Origin of the sequence: Alloyangia mangrovi (assembly GCF_002300555.2) — a bacterium.
Lineage (GTDB): Bacteria > Pseudomonadota > Alphaproteobacteria > Rhodobacterales > Rhodobacteraceae > Salipiger > Salipiger mangrovi.
Genome location: NZ_NTHN02000013.1, coordinates 47,170 through 64,420, shown reverse-complemented (window position 1 = coordinate 64,420; position 17,251 = coordinate 47,170). Strand labels below are relative to the sequence as shown.

The following is a 17,251-nucleotide window of genomic DNA, read 5'->3' as shown; positions in this document are numbered from 1 at the left end:
CTGTAAGAACACGTCCGTGCAGACACTGGGGCAATTGCGCCTCGGGGTGCGGGCGATTTGAGATGAATTGATTGATACTCCTCTATTTTTCGCCTCCGGCCCGTGCCGGGGCGTGATGTGTTCGCGAAAGGTATTCGTAATGTCGGTTTCCATGACGCTGCGTTGGCTCGTGATTCTCACCATGCTTGCCCTCGTCCTCGCAGCAAGTTTCCTGCTCTTCGACGGACGTACCGAAACGCTGGTCACGGACCTGCTGTCCGGGACGCAGACGGTCTCCGGTCTCTGGGCGCTGATCGTGGCGGCGCTGGCGCTCGACGTGGTGCTTCCGGTGCCCTCGAGCGTGGTCAACGTCTCGGCCGGTACGCTGCTCGGGGTCGCATGGGGCACCTTCGCCTGCTGGATCGGGATGACGCTGAGCTGCCTTCTCGGCTACTGGATCGGCGCGACCGGCGGCAGCCGCGCGCTCGGCCGGTTGCTCGGCAGGGACTATCTCGCGCGGTCGGCGGAGGTGTCCGAGCGCATCGCGCTCGGCTCGGTGCTGATGATGCGCGCGGTGCCGGTTCTGGCCGAGACCTCGACCATCGCGGCGGGAGTGGCAGGTCTGCCCCTGCGCAAGTTCCTCGGCGTTGTGGCGCTGGCCAATCTCGGCATCGCCGCCGCCTATGCCTCGTTGGGAGCGCTGGCGCTCGAGGTCGACTCCTTCCTTCTGGCGCTCTGCGCCGCGCTGGCGTTGCCGGTGGCGGGCATGGCGGGGCGGTCCCTCTATGCCCGCATCAAGGCACCGACGACGGCGATGGCCACCCCGGACGCGCTGCCCCGGACAGAGGCGCGCGTCGAGGCGACCCCGGCCCGGGACGAGACCGCCCCGCAAGAGATCCAGCAGGCTGGAGCTCCCGCCTCCCTGACCGTCACGCAGGCCTTCTCGGTCAATTACGAGTACCGCGTGGCCTTCACCCGCGGTCTCTTTGCACCGGAAAACCCGGCACTGCGAGACGCGCTCGCCGCCGGGGCCGAGGCGCGCCGGCAGCGCTGCGTGGTCTTCGTCGACCGCGATCTGCTGGCCCACCGCCCGACGCTGGACGCAGAGATCGTTGCCTATTTCAGCGACACCGTCGAGGGCGTCGATCTGGTCGCCGCGCCGATCCCCCTCGCCGGAGGGGAGGGGATCAAGGCCGGCTTCGAGACGGTCTTCGAGATCTACCGCATCATCCTCGAGCACAGCATCGATCGGCACTCCTATATCCTCGCTGTCGGCGGCGGCGCGGTGCTCGACGCCGTGGGAATGGCTACGGCAACGGCACACCGGGGGATCCGACACATCCGCGTGCCCACGACGGTGTTGTCGCAGAACGACAGCGGTGTCGGGGTGAAGAACGCGGTGAACTTCGAGGGTTCGAAGAACTTCGCCGGCACCTTCGCCCCGCCGTGGGCGGTGCTGAACGATTTCGACCTGCTCGAGACCTTGCCCGCCGCGACCCGCCGTTCCGGCCTCTCCGAGGCGGTGAAAGTCTCGTTGATCCGCGATCCGGCGTTCTTCCTCTGGCTAGAGACAAATGCGGGCCGACTGAAGCATTTCGAGCCCGAGGCCGAGGAATACATGATCCGCCGCTCGGCGGAGCTGCACATGCGGCAGATTGCGCTTGGCGGCGACCCCTTCGAGCGCGGCTCCGCCCGGCCGCTCGATTTCGGCCATTGGTCGGCGCACAAGCTCGAGGGGCTGACCCATTATGCCGTCAGCCACGGCGACGCGGTCGCCATGGGGATTGCGCTGGACGCGCGCTACTCGGTGCTGGCGGGGCTTCTGCCGCCGGGCATGGAAGAGCGCGTCCTGGCGCTGCTGCAGGCACTTGGCCTTCCGATCTGGCACGACGATCTCGGCCGGCGCGACGAAGGCGGGCGGCTCGAGATCCTCGTCGGGCTCGAGGAGTTCCGCGAGCACCTCGGCGGCGAGCTCACCGTCACCCTGTTGGCGGATCTCGGGGTCGGGGTCGAGGTGCACGAGATGCGGCCCGAGCTGGTGGCCGAGGCGCTGGTCTGGCTTGCAGCACGCGGCGCGGCAAGCCACCGGGAGACGGACGCATGAAGCTCGGCGACGGGCTGGGCACCCTGACCTACTGCCTCAATATCCATGCCACCGAAAGCTGGGAAGATTGCCACGCCGCTCTGACCGGCCCCTTGCTGGCGGTCAAGGCGCAGCTCTGCTCCGACGAGCGCTTCGCGGTGGGACTGCGGCTGTCGTCGAACGCGCTCGACGAGCTTGACCAGGGGGACCGCCGCACCTGGCTGAAGGATTTCCTGCGCGAGAACGACCTCGTGCCCGCGACGATGAACGGCTTTCCCTACGGCCCGTTCCATGGCGTGCGGGTCAAGGAGCAGGTCTACCAGCCCGACTGGCGCGACCCCGAGCGGCTGCGCTACACCAACCGGCTCACCGACCTCATGGCAGAGCTCTCGGAGCCCGGCGACTGGGTCAGCCTCAGTACCGTGCCGGGCACCTTCCGCACGCTCGCCGAGGGCGCCGAGCCCGCCATGTCCGAGCTCTACCTGCAGGCGGCGGCGCATTGCGTGGCGGTGAAGGCACGCACGGGCGTCACCGTGGCGCTGGCGATCGAGCCCGAGCCCTTCTGCTTTCTCGAAACCATCGCGGGCAGCGTCGCCTTCTTCGAAGACTGGCTCTACAGCCCCTCCGCCGTGGCCCGCTTCGCGGGGCTCACCGGGCTGGACGGCGCGGAGGCGGAAGTGGCCCTGCGCGCGCACCTCGGCCTATGCTACGACGTCTGCCACGCGGCGGTGGAATACGAGGACCCGGCGCAGAGCCTCGCCCTGCTGCAGGGCGCGGGCATCCCGATCCACAAGCTGCAGCTCAGCTCGGCCCTGCGCGCGCAGGTGAGCCCCGAAGTGCGCGCCGCGCTCGCCGCCTATTCCGAGCCCACCTACCTGCACCAGGTGCTCGCCCGTCGCGGAGAGGGGCCGATCACCGCCTATTCCGACCTGCCCGAGGCACTGGCCCGCGGCGCCGAGGCGGATGGCGAGGAATGGCGGGTGCATTTCCATGTGCCGGTCTTCCTCGGCTCGCTGGGGCTATTTGACAGCACCCAGGCCTTTCTCAAGGACATCCTCGACCTGCACCGGGCCGAGCCGATCTCACCGCATCTCGAAGTGGAGACCTACACATGGGACGTATTGCCCCCGGACTTGCGGACCTCGAGCGTGGACGCGGCGATCAGCCGCGAGTTGGGCTGGGTGCTCGACCGCCTCGGGCAATGATCGGCACCGCCTTCAAGCTGGGGCGGGTGTCGAACCTGCCGACGGTCTGGACCAATGCCATGGCGGGGGCGCTGCTGGCGCTTTCCGCCGCCCCCGGCTCTGCGCTTGTGCCCATCCTGCTGAGCGCGCTGGCGCTGACGCTCTTCTACGTGGGCGGCATGTGGCTCAACGACGCCTTCGACGCCGAGATCGACCGGGCGCAAAAGGCGGACCGGCCGATCCCGAGAGGAGAGATCTCGCAGCGCGCGGTCTTCCTCGGCGGCTTCGTCATGCTCGGGGTCGGCCTCTTGCTGACCCTGCCGCTTGGCGGGCTGGCGCAGGTCTCGGCGCTGCTGCTGACCCTCAGCATCTTCCTCTATGACTGGCTGCACAAGCGCACCGCGCTGGCGCCGGTGATCATGGGCGTGACGCGGTTCTTCTGCTATGCGATGGCCGCCTTCGCCGCCACCGGTGCCTTTCCGGGCGTGGCGATCTGGGGCGCGCTTGGGCTCATGGCCTATGTTGTGGGCCTCACTTATGCCGCCAAGCAGGAGGCCTATGACCGGCTGGACCGGGCCTGGCCGCTGGCGGTGCTGGCCCTCCCCGCGGTGCTGGTGCTGGTGACGGGCTGGGGCAAGCCGCTGGCGCTGCTGATCGCGCTGGGGTTCCTCGTTGCCACTGGGTTTGCGCTGCGCTTCCTCTTCCGCCGGGCAAAGGGCGACGTGCCGAAGGCCGTCACCCTGCTGATCGCCGCGATCTCTCTCTATGACGCCGCGCTGATCGCCGGGGTGCATGGCGGCTGGCTCCCGGCGCTGCTGGCAGTCGCCGGGTTTGCCCTCACGCGGGTGCTGCAGCGCCGGATTGCGGGGACCTAGTCGAAGACATGGCTCAGCGTCAGCGCCTTGAAGTCAACCGCCCGCACCGGCCCCTCTGGCAGCAATCCTGCCTCGGAGGAGATCACCAGCGGCCCGTCGCCGGGATCGTCGGTGAGCCGCCCGTGGCTGCCCCTCACGAGGTCCGTCCGCGAGGGCGAGATCAGGTCGAGCATCTGCCGGAAGCCCAGCTTGCGCTTGGCCAGCTTCCAGCCCGCCGCCAGCTTGGGAGAGCGCAGGTCCGGGTCGAGGAAAAGCTCGACGGGATCGTAGCCGGGCTTGCGGTGGATATCGACGGTGGGGGCGAAATCGGGCGCCTTGGCCTCGTCGAGCCAGTAATAGTAGCTGAACCAGCGGTCGGGCTTGCTGATCGCCACCAGCTCGCCCGAGCGGGGATGGTCGAGGCCGTTGGCGCGCTTGCCCTCCTCGTCCCAGACCGCTTCCACGCCGTCCAGCCCCTCGACCAGCGCCTTCACCTCGGACAACCGCGAGAGGTCATTCACGTAGACATGCGCGAGCTGGTGGTCGGACATGGCAAAGGCCGCCGACGCCCCGGCGTCGAGGATCTCGCGCCCGTGCTCCTCGGGGCGCACCGCGATCAGCCCGGCCTCGCGCAGCGCGCGGTTGATGTGGATGGCGTCGGTGACCGGGGTGATGCCGTATTCCGAGACCACCAGCACCCGGCGCCCCTCGGCATCGGCGGCGGCAACCAGCTTGCCGACCAGCGCGTCGATGTCGCGCAGCGACTGCTGCACCTCGGGGTGCTGCAGATCGGGGCCGAACTTCTGCAGGTCGTAGTCGAGATGCGGCAGGTAGGTCAGCGTCAGCGTCGGCTGCCGCGTCTCCATCACGTGCAGCGTCGCATCGGTGATCCACGCCGAGGAGTTGATGCTCGCCGTCGGCCCCCAGAAGGTGAAGAGCGGAAAGCGCCCCAGCTTGGCGTCGAGCTCGTCGTGCAGCTCGGGCGGATGCGCGTAGTGGTCGGGGATCTTGCGCCCGTCGGCCGGGTACATCGGCCGCGGCGTCGCCGAGTAGTCGGCGGTCGAGTACATGTTGTACCACCAGAACATCTTGGCGCAGGTGAAGGACGCGTCCCGCGCCTTGCCGGCATCCCAGATCTTCTCGCCCTCCAGAAGCGAGTTGGGCTGCCGCCAGAGCAGCACCTCCTTGAGATCGCGGAAGTACCAGCCATTGGCCACGGCCCCATGCCCCGAGGGCGGCAGGCCGGTCGCCAGAGTGGCCTGCACCGTGCAGGTGACCGCCGGAGTGACCGTCTCCAGCGGGCGCAGGGCGCCGCGGGCGGCAAGGGCGGCAATGTTTGGAGTGAACTGGCCGACAAGCTTCGGTGTCAGGCCGACGACAAGAATAACGAGAGTCGGTGTCATGAGATCAAAAAATATCCAGCAACAAAATACTTGCCGACTATGACGCGCGTCCCCTCCGCCCGTCCAGTGTTTCATTGACCATTTGGGAGAGAGTTTGATGACAAGTCCAAAAGATCTTTTGCAGGAATGGATAGGGGACCGCGCCGGGGCCGAAAGGCCCTGGTTCGAGGAACAGCTCGCAACGCTCGCCGCCCCAGGGGCGACGGAGCGCGACCTGCACCTCTTTCTCGGCTTCGCGCCGCGGCGGCTCGGCAAGGCCGACCTTGACCTCGGCCCAGAGGATCTGGCCAAGGCCGATGCCGCGCGCCCCGGCTGGCAGCCCGGCGACTGGAGCCTCGACGGCGCCGCGCGGGTGCTGGGGCTGCTCACCTACAGCGGTGAGCGCCCCTTTGCCGAGACCTTCAAGGACTTGCGCCGCACCGCGGATGCCGCCGAAATGATCGCGCTCTACCGCGGTCTGCCGCTCTATCCGCAGCCCGAAACGCTGCACTTCGAGGTGGGCGAGGGGCTGCGCTCGAACCTCAAGCCGGTGTTCGAAGCCATCGCCCACAACAACCCCTATCCGCGCGACCATTTCGACGAGCACCGCTGGAACCACATGATCCTCAAGGCGCTGTTCATCGGCGCTGCGCTGGGGCCGATTTCCGGCCTCAAGGACCGCGCCAACCCCGAGCTGGCGCGCATCCTCGTGCAATACGCACGCGAACGCTGGGCCGCCGGGCGGCCGGTGATGGAAGAGCTCTGGCCGCTGGTCGGCCCCTTTGCGGAAACCCCGGAAATCCAGGCCCAGCTTGATCGGGCGCGGGCCGAGGGACGTGTTATCGAGGAGTTTGTGTCATGATGCTGATTGATCCCCACGCGCATATGATCTCGCGCACCACCGACGATTACGAGGCCATGGCCGCCGCCGGCGTGGTGGCGCTGATCGAGCCCGCCTTCTGGCTCGGCCAGCCGCGCACCTTCGTGGGCACCTACGTCGACTACCTGTCGACCATCGTCGGCTGGGAGCGCTTCCGCGCCGGGCAGTTCGGCATCCGACACTACTGCACCATCGGGCTCAATTCGAAGGAGGCCAACAACGAGGAGCTGGCCGAGGGCGTCATGGAATGGCTGCCGCGCTTCGCCCTCAAGGAGGGCGTCGTCGCCATCGGCGAGATCGGCTACGACGAGCAGACCGCGCTCGAGGACAAGTATTTCCGCCTGCAGCTGACGCTGGCCAAGGAGCTCGGCCTGCCGGTCATGGTCCACACGCCGCACCGCGACAAGAAGCAGGGCACCAGCCTGTCGATGGATGTCTGCGAGGAGATGGGGCTCGATCCCTCGATGGTGGTGATCGACCACAACAACGAGGAGACCGTCGGCGAGGTGCTCGACCGCGGCTATTGGGCGGGTTTCTCGATCTACCCCTCGACCAAGATGGGCAACGCGCGGATGGTCGAGCTGCTCAAGCAGTACGGATCCGAGCGGATCATCGTCGACAGCGCTTGCGACTGGGGCATCTCGGATTGCCTCGGGGTGGCCAAGACCGCGCAGCTGGCGCTGCAGAGCGGCGTCTCCGAAGCGGTGGTGAGCGCGGTCTGCTACGGCAACGCGCTCGCCGCCTATGGCCAGAGCGGGCAGATGAAGGAGAGCGATTGGCTGTCGCCGCCCGCCATCGACCAGCGCACGCTCTACGAGGGCAACTCGATCCTCCGCGGCGGCCGCGAGCCGGTCATCGAGGAGCCTGGGACCCAGCGCCGCAAGGGGCTGACCATCGAGTGAGCCTGCGCGGTCGGCCCTCGGACCTCTGGACCGAGGGCGACCGCCTGCGCCCCTGCGGGGCCAGCCGGCTCAGGCCGGGGCGCTGTCCACGCACCAGCCGCGGATGATCACCGCCTCGCGCTCGGGCCGGGCGCTCTGCAGCGTGCCGATGAACAGACGTTTGTTCAGCCCCTGCCAGGGTCCCTGCGGCACTGTCAGGGTGATGCGCGACATGGCATAGCGCGGGCCCTCTCGGGTCTCGTCGATCACCACGGAGTTGCGCACGGTGATGATGCCGCCGTCCTCCAGCTTCATCTCGTAGAGCGCGTCGAGTTCCTTGCAGCCGTCGGGCCGGACCAGCTGGCGGTCTGCACCGCCGGGCAGCACCGTGCCGCGGAATCCCTCGTAGCCCGCCACGCCGCGGAAGCTGCCGCCGGTGATCGGCACGATGAAGCGGTGGCCGGCCGGTCCGGCCCCGAGGTCCTCGCGCGGGGCGACATCGACCAGCGCTTCCCAGACAAGATGGGCTGCGGGCACCGCGGGGGGCACCCGGTCGAAATGCGCGTCACTGTCGGTCATTTGGTTGTCCTGTCCGTGTCCTGCCCGGGCGTCTGCAACGGGCTCTGAGTGGTGATGAAATCGACGAAGAGGCGGGTGGCGCGCTGCGCCCGCGCCGGATCCCAGACGAGACCCAGCGGCGGCAGCGGCGCGTCGATAGCTGTCCGCAGCACGGCGATCTGGCCGGTGACGATCCAGGGCAGCGCGACGCTGCGCGGCATCATGGTGACCATCGTGCCCTCGCGCAGCATCATCCACGAGAGGGCCATCTGGCGCGACACCACGCGCGCCTGCGGTGCGTTCTCGAAGCCGTGCTCGCGGGCCAGCCGCTCGAACTCGTGCCGCGCCACCGTCGAGATGTGGTTGGGCAGCCAGAGCGCCTGCGCGAGCTCCTCGCTGGTGACCTGCGCCTTGTGCGCGAGCGGGTGGGTGGTGGCGGCGATCACCACCATGGCGTCGCCCCGGCAGGGCACGAAGGACCATCCGTCGGGCAACACCTCGGGGGCGCGGCAGCACAGCAGGTCGATCTCGCCGCTGGCCAGCGCCGCTTCCTGGCCCATGCCCATGACCTCGCTGAGCTGCACCTGCACGTTGCGGTGCCGGTGCACGAACTCGGGCAGGAGATCATGCAGCAGCCCCCCGGCGGCGGCGACGGTGGTGGCCACCCGCACGAGGGTCGCATCGTAGTCGCGGCGCAGCACGATGGTCTCGGCGCTTTCCTCGACCGCGGTGACGATGCGCCGCGCCACCAGTTCCAGATCGCGGGCCAGCTCGGTCGCGTCGACGCCGCGCGAATGGCGCAGGAAGAGCGGCAGGCCGACAAGCTTCTCGAGCTCCGACACCAGTTGCGACATGCCCGGCTGGGTGATCCCCATCGCCTCGGCGGCGCGGCCCATGCTGCGCAGGTCGCACAGCCTGATCAGCGCCTGCATGTGGCGAAACTTGCCGCGGGCCATCAGCCGCTGCACCAGCGCGTGGGTATCGATCTCTCCAGGCATCAGAATCCCTTATGCATTAAGCTCATTCTTTATTATTCATTTATGCCTTTTGTCCTTACAGCTTCGGACCGGAGGAGAAAAGGAGGAGGAGACAATGTCTCTTGATTTCGTGGTGCGGCTGACTCGTCGGACGCTGATCCTGTCGGGCCTGGCCCTTTGTGCATCGCTGACCCCGGCGGCCGCGGCCGACTGGCCGAAGGGCGCTGTGCAGCTCGTGGTGCCGGCGAAACCCGGGGGCGGCACGGATTCGGCGGTGCGTGTGCTGGCAGCAAAGCTGAAGGCGGTCATTGGCCGTCCGGTGATCGTGGTGAACCAGCCCGGCGGCGGCGGCGCCGTGGCGGCCGAGACGGTGCGCAACGCCAAGCCCGACGGCTCGACCCTGCTGTTCTACCACTCGGGGCTTCTGTCCGCCTATCACACCGGCGGCTACGCCCATTCGCCGGTCGGCGAGTTCAGCGCCCCGGCGGTGATGCCGATTGCCGGCAGCTACGCGCTGGTGAGCGGGCCGGACGGCGAGAGCGACGATGTGGCGGATCTCGTGGCACGGGCCAAGGCGCACCCGGACGAGGTGACGCTGGCGGTACAGATCCGCGGCGCATCGCATTTCATGGCGGGCTTGCTGCAGAAGGACAGCGGCGCGCAGTTCCGGGTGGTCGACGCGGGCTCGGACAGCGACAAGCTGATCGCGGTGCAGGGCGGGCAGGTCGATGCGGCCTTCGTCAACACGCCAAGCGCGCTGCAATATGCCGAGGCGGGCAAGGTCCGCATCCTCGGCACGCTCTCGGCGGAGCCCGGACGGGATCCGCTGACACCCGAGCTGCCCTCGCTCGACGAGCAGGGCTACCCCAGCGTGGTCTTCGGTTTCACCTTCTTCGCCCTTGCGCCGAAGGGCCTGCCGGAGGAGACCGCCGACGCCATCAATGCCGCTTTCACCGAGGCTCTGACCGACCCGGAGATTGTGGAGCAATACGCCAAGATGAAGATGCCGCTCGGGATCTACGGACGCGCCGAGGGCGAGGCACGCCTTGCCGAGGCCGATGCCGGCATGGCCGAGACCGCGGCGCTCCTGGGCTTCAAGTAACCCCCTGCAACTGACCTGTCCGGCCAAGCCGTCGCGCCCGGCCGGACACCCTATGCCGATGGCAAAGAGGAGAGCAATGTGAGTACGAGCGAGATGACCGAAGGAGACCGCGGCGCGCTGGCCGAGAGCCTGCGCAGGAACCCGACGCTGGTCTTCGAGAATACGCCGGAGAAGCAGGCGCTTCTGGACCGTGTCACGGTCTCCGAGCTGGCGATCCCGACCCGCCACGGTGACTGCCGCGCGATGCTGGTGGTGCCGCCGGGAGCGGATGAGAATGCGCCGCTCTTCATCAACTTCCACGGCGGCGGCTTCGTGCGCGGCTACGAGGTGCGCGACACCATCTTCTGCGCCGACATCGCCCTGCGCACCGGCGCCAAGGTGCTCGACGTAGACTACCGCCTTGCCCCCGAGCACCGCTTCCCCGTCGCCTTCGAGGAATGCTACGACCTCTGCGCCTGGGCTTTCGCCAATGGCGCCATCCTCGGGATCGACGCTGGCCGCATCGCCATCGGCGGGCACAGCGCGGGGGGCAACCTGACCGCGGCGATCACCCTGCGCGCCAACCAGACCGGCGATTTCGTTCCGGTGCTGCAGGTGCTCGACTACCCGTTCCTCGACGCCGCCACGGACCCCGCCGATAAGACGCCGGGGCTCGAGGATGAGGTGCTGCCCTACGAGCGGATGCGCGCCTTCAACAAGCTGATCCTGCGCAGCCCCGAGGATGCGCTGAACCCCTACCTTTCGGTGGTGCGCGCCGATCCCGCCGATTTGCCGGGGATGCCACCCGCCGTAGTGCTTGTCGCCGCCAAGGACCCGCTTGCGGGCGAGGCGTTGCGCTACGCGCAGATGCTGGTCGAAGCCGGTGTGGACGTGCGGCTGCGCAAGTTCCTGAACAGCCGCCATGGCTTCGTGACCAATGGGCTCGAAGAGGCGGCAGACGCCCGCAGCCTCATCGTCGCCGCCCTGACCGGGGCGTTCAGGCCGGCGGGCTGAGATCGTGACCGTTTTCAAAGGGAGGAGAAAAATGAACATACTGAAGACACTTGCCGCCGCGACCCTCGGGCTTGCCATCGGCACCGCCGCGCTTGCCGGCGACTGGCCGAAAGGGCCGGTGCAACTGCTGATTCCGGCCAAGGCCGGTGGCGGCTCGGACGTCATGGGCCGAGTCTTTGCCGACTACCTGCAAGCGCAGATCGGCAAGCCGGTGGTGGTGGTGAACCAGCCCGCCGGCGGAGGCACCGTCGCCTTCGAGACCGTGCGCAATGCCAAGCCCGACGGGCAGACGCTGATTTTCACCCATACCGGGCTCTTGGTGAACTACCACACCGGGCGCTACGACCATCCGCTTTCGGAGTTCACCACCATCGCCATCGGCCAGACCTACCCGCCGCAGGTCTACGCGGTGGCGCCCGACGCGCCCTGGTCCGACATGAAGGCCTTCGTCGAGGACGCTCGCGCGCATCCCGGGGAGTACACCTTCGGCGTTGCGCTCGGCGGCACCTCGCATTTCATCGCGGGCCAGATCATGAACGCCGAGGATGTGGAGTTCAAACTGGTCGAGGCGTCGTCCGAGGTCGACAAGGTCGCTGCGCTGCAGGGCGGGCATATCGACATCGGCAACATGGGCGCGGGCGCCGCGGCGCAATACGTCGAGGCCGGCAAGCTCAAGGTGCTGGCGATGATCGACGCCGAGGCCGATCCCAAGTATCCCGACTTCGTGCCGGCCCTCGAGCAGGGGGTTAACGCCACCTGGGTCGCGCCGCTGGTGCTCTGGGGGCCCGCAGGCATGGACCCGGCACTGGTCGCCGAGATCAACGCGGCGGTGAAGGGCATGTCCGAAGATGACGCGGTGCGCGAGCAGCTCGACAAGATGTCGAGCAAGGTGCGCTACTATGACGTCGACGAAGCGCAGGCGCTGATCGCCGCCGAAGACGAGAAGATCGGCACGCTGGCGCAGGAACTCGGCCTCGGCCGCAAGTGACCCGGCAGGCCGGCCCCGGCCCGGGGCCGGCCACCATAAGGGAGGAGAGAGAACCCAGATGCAACGCACGGATCGCATCACCAGCCTCGTGCTGATCGGGCTTGGCCTGATCGTGGCCGGGATGACCAGCCAGATCACCTACACGTCCTTTACCGATGACCCGGGGCCGCGGCTCTTTCCCTATTTCGGCGCGGCGGTGCTGATCCTGTCGGGCATCGCCATCTTCCTGCGCGCCGGGCGCAGCGAGATCGCCGAGGAGACCATCCCCGTCGACCGACCGCAACTTCTTCGGGGCGGCCTCTTCTTCGCGCTGCTGGCGCTCTACGCGTTGGCGATGAAGCTTTTCGGCTTCTACGCGGTAACGCCGCTGCTCCTCTTCGCTTTCTACTGGCTGATCGCCGGACCGAAACGGCGGGTGCTCTGGCGCGGGGTCGTGCTGAGCCTTGCCGCCACCGGTGCCGTCTACCTTCTCTTCACGCTTGGGCTCGGCTCTTACCTGCCCGAAGCCTCGATCTTCTGAGGCCGCCATGATCGACTCATTCCTGCACCTCTTCGAACCGCTCACCTTCCTGATCATCCTCGGCGCCGCGATCCTCGGTGTCATCCTCGGCGCGATCCCGGGTCTCTCCGGGGGCCTTGGCGTGGCGCTGCTGCTGCCTGTCACCTTCGGCATGGACCCCGGCACCGGGCTTGCCATGCTGGTGTCGATCTGGATCGGCGGCGTCTCCGGCGCGATGATCGGATCGATCCTGCTGGGAATCCCCGGCTCGCCCTCGGCCATAGCCACCTGTTTCGACGGCTATCCGATGACCCGCAACGGCGAGGCGGTGAAGGCGCTCGGCGCGGCGATCACCGCGAGCTTCATCGGCACCTTCTTCTCGATCCTGATCGCCGCCGTGGCGAGCCCCGTCCTCGCCGATCTGGCGCTGAAACTGGGGCCATGGGAATATTTCTCGCTCGGTTTCTGCGCCATCGCGCTTGTCGCCTCGCTCTCGCGCGAGAACGTCGGCAAGGGCATGGCCTCGGCCGCGCTCGGGTTGCTCTTCGCCTGCGTCGGCTTCGCGCCGATCGACGGCACCGCGCGCTTTGCCTTCGGCAACATGTACCTCTCAAGCGGCTTCGATCTCATCGCCATGATGCTGGGGCTCTTCGCGCTCAAGCAGATCGTCATGGATTTCGCCAAAGGCACGCAGGACTTGCCGACGGTCGACGCGGGGCGCATCTCGGGCTTCGGCGTGAGCCTGCGCGAGTACCGCGACAACCTGTGGAACATCATCCGCTCCTTCGGCATCGGCATCTGGATCGGCTTCCTGCCGGGCATGGGCGCAGCGCTGTCGAACATGGTCGCCTACGCGCAGGCCAAGAGCGCCTCGAAGCATCCCGAGAAATTCGGCAAGGGTTGCATCGACGGGGTATTCGCCTCCGAGACCTCCAACAACGCCAGCGTCGGCGGCTCGCTGATCCCGATGATCGCGCTGGGGATTCCCGGTGACGGCACCACGGCGATCCTGCTCGGCGGGCTGATGATTCACGGCGTGCAGCCCGGTCCGCTGCTTTTCACCAACAACCCCGAGATCGTCTACGCGGTCTTCGGAACGGCGCTGCTCTCGGCGGTGCTGGTGCTGTTGATGCAGTTCTTCGGCATGCGGCTCTTCCCGGCGATCCTCAAGGTGCCCTACCACTACCTCTATCCGCCGATCGTGGTGCTGAGCTTCGTTGGCGTCTTCGTCAACGTGGGCGGCAGCTACATCTTCCTCTTCCTGCTTGGTTTCGCGGCGCTGGGGATCGTGATGGACATGGTGCGGCTGCCGGTGAGCCCGTTCCTGCTGTCGTTCATCCTCGGGCCGATGCTCGAGTCGAACCTGCGCAAGGGCTTCACCTACTCGGCGGACGGGGCATGGGCCTTCTTCACCCGGCCGATCTCGGCGGCGCTGCTGGCCGCGGCAGTGCTGAGCATCGTCTGGCCCTACCTCAAGCCGGCGCTGCGGCGCTATCGGCTGCGGGCCTCCTGAGCGCTGAGGCAAGGGCGGGCCCGGCAACGGGTCCGCCAGAGTCCACCGCCCGCTGGTTGTCGCACCGGGACGTCTCGTGATAGACCGCGAAAACGCCGCGCCCTGCCTTATTTCAGAGGCTTTCTAAGGGCGCCTTTCGCGAAAGACGGGGCCATGAGCGACGTAGAAAGAGGCAGGACCACCCGCCGCTCCCGCCCGGTGCGGGTGGCCGAAGCGATCAAGGACTGGGTGGTCGAAAAGGGTCTGATGCCCGGCGACCGGCTCCCCGGCGAAGCCGAGATGATCGCGCATTTCGGCATGTCCAAGGGCACCATCCGCGAGGCCATGCGGCTGCTGCAGGCACAGGGGTTGGTGGTCACCAAGACCGGCCCCGGCGGCGGCAGTTTCGTCGGCGAGGTCAGCACTGACCGGGCACGCGCGCTGCTGGCCAATTACTTCTACTTCCGCAATGTCTCGATCGACGACATCTACCAGCTGCGCGTGGCGCTCGAACCCGAGGTCGCCGCCGCGCTCGCGGGCAAGCTGGACGCCGAGCAACTGGCGCGGCTCGAGGCGATCATGGCGGACTATGCCCATCCCGCCGCCGATGCCGAGGAGGAGCGCGCACAGCATATCGCCTCGCTGCGCTTCCACGCCTGTCTTGCGGAATTCTCCGACAACGCGCTGCTGAGCTTCTTCATCGGTTTCATGGCGCGGATCCTCACCGACCTGACCGTCTACAAGAAGCTCTACTCCCAACCCAACGAGGAACTCTGGAAACGTGGGCGCGCGTATCAGTTGAAGCTCATCGCAGCCTTGCGCGCAGGCGATGCCGAGGCGGCACGCGGGATCATGCGCGATCACATGCTGATGGCGCGGCGGATGATGGAGGACCAGGAAGCGGTCGTGATGAAACGCTTCATCGCCGAATAGGGCTACCGGCTGACGATCTTGGGGAAGGGCGCGCCAAGGAAGGGTGCGTCCAGCGTCGGAACCGTCGCGGCCCAGTCCGCATAGGCGCCGCCGGTGGCATGGCCATGGAGCGCGCGCAGGTCCTGCAGTGGCGTTTCCGAATGGTCGATGCGCAGGGTCAGCGGCGCGGCGTGGCGGCTCACCACCAAGAGCGCGGCGGAGAGCAGGCCCCGGCTGTCGCCGCCCGTCGCCGCGGCGCGGTCGAGGCTCTCCAACAGCCGCTCCTCGAGAGGCGCCCCGGAGGCGAGGAAACCCTCGAGGCAGGCATCGAGCACCGCCTCCGACGACAGCAGGTTGCCCGAGACGATCACGTGCTTCGCCTGCCTGAAACCGGCGGCGGGGATACTCTCGACCCCGGTATGGTTCGCCGTGCGCCCCTGCAGGTCGAGCGCCGAAAGCTGCCGCTGTGCCTTGCCGGTGTCAGGCGCCGTGATCTGCGCCACCGCCTCCTCCGCCGCCACGCCCTGCCGCATCAGATCGAGCACCGCTGTGCCCCACATTGTCGAGGGCAGTGAGCCCTGCGACGCGCTCAGCCCCGCCTCGGCATCGCCCCGCAGCACCCAGCCGCCGACGCAGAGGCTGCCGGTCGTGGCCGCACCGCCGTAGCTGCCCGATTTTTCGTCGTAGGCGAGGATGGAAATCGTCATTCACCGAACCTGTCTGCTGCAGGCTTGAATTTATCATGAAAATTTGGCCTGATGCAATTTATCATGATAAATAATTCATCCTGACCAGCTGGGAGGTCACGAAATGTCCATAACGTCCTTCACCCGCCGGGGCCTGCTGGCCGCGGGCACCGCGCTCACATTGACGTTCGGCACGCTGACGGCCGCGCAGGCGCAGACCCCGCCGGGGGTTCTCATCGTCGGGCAGATCGCCGAGCCGAAATCGCTCGACCCCGCCGCGGTGACCGCGGTGAACGATTTCCGCATCCTGATGAACGTCTACGACGGTCTCGTGCGCTACAAGGATGGCACGCTGGAGGTCGAGCCGGCGCTGGCAACGGACTGGACGATTTCCGAGGATGGTACCGAGTATACCTTCACCCTGCGCGAAGGCGTCTCATTCCACGACGGTGCGCCGTTCAACGCCGAGGCGGTGAAGTTCAACTTCGACCGGATGCTCGATGAGGGCCATCCGTTCCACGACACCGGTCCCTTCCCGCTGGCCTTCTTCTTCTCCTCGGTGGAGAGCGTCGAGGCCGTTGATGCTCTGACCGTCAAGTTTACCCTCTCGGAACCCTACGCGCCCTTCCTGTCGAACCTCGCCTATCCGACCGGCCTGCTGGTCTCGCCCGCCGCGGTCGAGCAATACGGCGCGGACTACGGACGCAATCCCGCAGGCACCGGGCCGTTCAAGTTCGCCGAATGGCGCGCCAACGAGGCGGTGGTGATAGAGGCCAACCCCGACTACTGGGACGGCGCGCCGGAGCTGCAGGCGGTGGTCTTCCGCCCCATCACCGACGCCAACACCCGCACAGCCGAGATGCTGGCGGGCGGGATCGACCTGATGGTCGAGGTGCCGCCCGTGGCGCTGAGCGAGTTCCAGGGCGAGACCTATACCGTTCACGAGCAGGCCGGCCCGCACGTCTGGTTCCTGATCCTCAACGCCAAGGAAGGGCCGTTCTCCGACAAGCGCGTGCGGCAGGCCGCGAACTACGCGGTCAACAAGGAGGCGCTGGTGAACGACGTGCTCGAGGGCACCGCCGAGGTCGCCGCCGGGCCGACGCCGCCCGCCTTTGCCTGGGCCTATAACGACGACCTCGAGCCCTATCCCTATGACCCCGAGAAGGCCAAGGAACTGCTCGCCGAGGCCGGGGCCGAGGGGGCGGAGCTGACCTTCTACGTCACCGAGGGCGGCTCGGGGATGCTCGATCCTATCGCCATGGGCACCGCCATCCAGGCCGACCTCAATGCCGTGGGCTTCGACACCAAGATCGAAACCTACGAGTGGAACACCTTCCTCGGCGAGGTGAACCCGGGGCTCGAGGGCAAGGCGGACATGGCCGAGATGGCGTGGATGACCAACGATCCCGACACGCTGCCCTTCCTTGCGCTGCGCAGCGATGCCTGGCCCGACAAGGGCGGCTTCAACTCGGGCTATTATTCCAACGCCGAGGTCGATGAGCTGCTGGAAGCCGCGCGCGTCGCCACTAATCAGGACGAGCGCGCCGAGCTCTACAAGCAGATGCAGACCATCGTGCAGGAGGATGCGCCCTGGGTCTTCGTGGCGAACTGGAAGCAGAACGCGGCGACCTCGGAGCGGGTCGAGAACTTCTCGCTGCAGCCGTCGTTCTTCCTGCTCCTCGACGAGGTGGTGAAGAACTGATCCACTGGCGGTCGGGGGCGCCCCGGCCGCCGGGCGCCTCCGCTGCACACTGTGCCAGATGAACGGGGCCGGGTGCCCCGGTCCGAACCCATGGAGCTG

General features: G+C 67.5%; 16 protein-coding genes. 12 read left to right on the top strand and 4 right to left on the bottom strand.

From position 1 onward, the window contains the following. The first annotated feature begins 151 nt into the window (after positions 1-151). From CLG85_RS09375 to CLG85_RS09365, 3 genes are read left to right on the top strand one after another with little or no spacing between them, the layout of a single operon-like run. Positions 152-2,083, top strand: a complete 1,932-nt coding sequence (locus CLG85_RS09375; protein WP_260348765.1) for a 3-dehydroquinate synthase — start codon at positions 152-154, stop codon at positions 2,081-2,083. Then, positions 2,080-3,267 (top strand): metabolite traffic protein EboE, encoded by a 1,188-nt coding sequence (eboE, locus tag CLG85_RS09370; RefSeq protein ID WP_095882571.1) that lies wholly within the window; start codon positions 2,080-2,082, stop codon positions 3,265-3,267. Before CLG85_RS09375 ends, eboE begins: the two co-directional genes overlap by 4 nt. Continuing rightward, positions 3,264-4,121, top strand: a complete 858-nt coding sequence (locus tag CLG85_RS09365) for a UbiA family prenyltransferase (protein ID WP_176476606.1) — start codon at positions 3,264-3,266, stop codon at positions 4,119-4,121. Before eboE ends, CLG85_RS09365 begins: the two co-directional genes overlap by 4 nt. Here the strand turns inward: CLG85_RS09365 and CLG85_RS09360 are convergent. Further along, on the bottom strand, positions 4,118-5,503 hold the full coding sequence (locus CLG85_RS09360; RefSeq protein WP_095882569.1) for an alkaline phosphatase family protein: 1,386 nt from the start codon (positions 5,501-5,503) through the stop codon (positions 4,118-4,120). The two genes, CLG85_RS09365 and CLG85_RS09360, sit on opposite strands and share 4 nt — an antisense overlap. Positions 5,504-5,600: 97 nt before the next feature. On the opposite strand from CLG85_RS09360, the gene CLG85_RS09355 reads away from it, so the two are divergent. Further along, positions 5,601-6,344, top strand: a complete 744-nt coding sequence (locus CLG85_RS09355; protein WP_141244570.1) for an EboA domain-containing protein — start codon at positions 5,601-5,603, stop codon at positions 6,342-6,344. After that, positions 6,341-7,264 carry a TatD family hydrolase gene (locus CLG85_RS09350; protein WP_235865406.1) on the top strand — a complete coding sequence of 308 codons (924 nt, stop codon included), beginning with the start codon at positions 6,341-6,343 and terminating at the stop codon, positions 7,262-7,264. The genes CLG85_RS09355 and CLG85_RS09350 overlap by 4 nt, the downstream gene beginning before the upstream one ends. 69 nt (positions 7,265-7,333) lie before the next feature. Here the strand turns inward: CLG85_RS09350 and CLG85_RS09345 are convergent, their stop codons facing one another. After that, the gene (locus tag CLG85_RS09345) at positions 7,334-7,822 is read right to left on the bottom strand and encodes a DUF3237 domain-containing protein (protein WP_095883999.1); all 489 of its coding nucleotides are present in this window, start codon (positions 7,820-7,822) and stop codon (positions 7,334-7,336) included. Further along, complete coding sequence (locus CLG85_RS09340; protein ID WP_095884000.1) at positions 7,819-8,799, bottom strand: LysR family transcriptional regulator; 981 nt, start codon at positions 8,797-8,799, stop codon at positions 7,819-7,821. The genes CLG85_RS09345 and CLG85_RS09340 overlap by 4 nt, the downstream gene beginning before the upstream one ends. 94 nt (positions 8,800-8,893) lie before the next feature. Here CLG85_RS09340 and CLG85_RS09335 point away from each other — a divergent pair, with 94 nt between their 5' ends. The 6 genes from CLG85_RS09335 to CLG85_RS09310 all read left to right on the top strand — a co-directional run bounded on the left by CLG85_RS09335 (position 8,894) and on the right by CLG85_RS09310 (position 14,785). Then, entirely contained in the window at positions 8,894-9,880 is a 987-nt protein-coding gene (locus CLG85_RS09335; RefSeq protein WP_176476704.1) for a Bug family tripartite tricarboxylate transporter substrate binding protein, read from the top strand. Positions 9,881-9,958: 78 nt separating this feature from the next. Beyond that, positions 9,959-10,873: an alpha/beta hydrolase gene (locus tag CLG85_RS09330; RefSeq protein WP_141244711.1), complete on the top strand. Its 915-nt coding sequence runs from the start codon at positions 9,959-9,961 to the stop codon at positions 10,871-10,873. Between the two features lie 31 nt (positions 10,874-10,904). Then, positions 10,905-11,861 (top strand): Bug family tripartite tricarboxylate transporter substrate binding protein, encoded by a 957-nt coding sequence (locus CLG85_RS09325; protein ID WP_095884002.1) that lies wholly within the window; start codon positions 10,905-10,907, stop codon positions 11,859-11,861. 58 nt (positions 11,862-11,919) lie between these two features. Then, on the top strand, positions 11,920-12,381 hold the full coding sequence (locus tag CLG85_RS09320) for a tripartite tricarboxylate transporter TctB family protein (RefSeq protein WP_095884003.1): 462 nt from the start codon (positions 11,920-11,922) through the stop codon (positions 12,379-12,381). 7 nt (positions 12,382-12,388) lie between these two features. After that, positions 12,389-13,873 (top strand): tripartite tricarboxylate transporter permease, encoded by a 1,485-nt coding sequence (locus tag CLG85_RS09315; RefSeq protein WP_095884004.1) that lies wholly within the window; start codon positions 12,389-12,391, stop codon positions 13,871-13,873. Between the two features lie 153 nt (positions 13,874-14,026). Beyond that, positions 14,027-14,785: a FadR/GntR family transcriptional regulator gene (locus CLG85_RS09310; protein WP_176476705.1), complete on the top strand. Its 759-nt coding sequence runs from the start codon at positions 14,027-14,029 to the stop codon at positions 14,783-14,785. A 2-nt stretch (positions 14,786-14,787) separates the two neighbouring features. Here CLG85_RS09310 and CLG85_RS09305 read toward each other — a convergent pair whose 3' ends face one another. After that, positions 14,788-15,471 (bottom strand): DUF1028 domain-containing protein, encoded by a 684-nt coding sequence (locus tag CLG85_RS09305; RefSeq protein WP_095884006.1) that lies wholly within the window; start codon positions 15,469-15,471, stop codon positions 14,788-14,790. Between the two features lie 103 nt (positions 15,472-15,574). Here CLG85_RS09305 and CLG85_RS09300 point away from each other — a divergent pair, with 103 nt between their 5' ends. Further along, positions 15,575-17,152 (top strand): ABC transporter substrate-binding protein, encoded by a 1,578-nt coding sequence (locus tag CLG85_RS09300; protein WP_095884007.1) that lies wholly within the window; start codon positions 15,575-15,577, stop codon positions 17,150-17,152. The last annotated feature ends 99 nt before the right edge of the window (positions 17,153-17,251 follow it).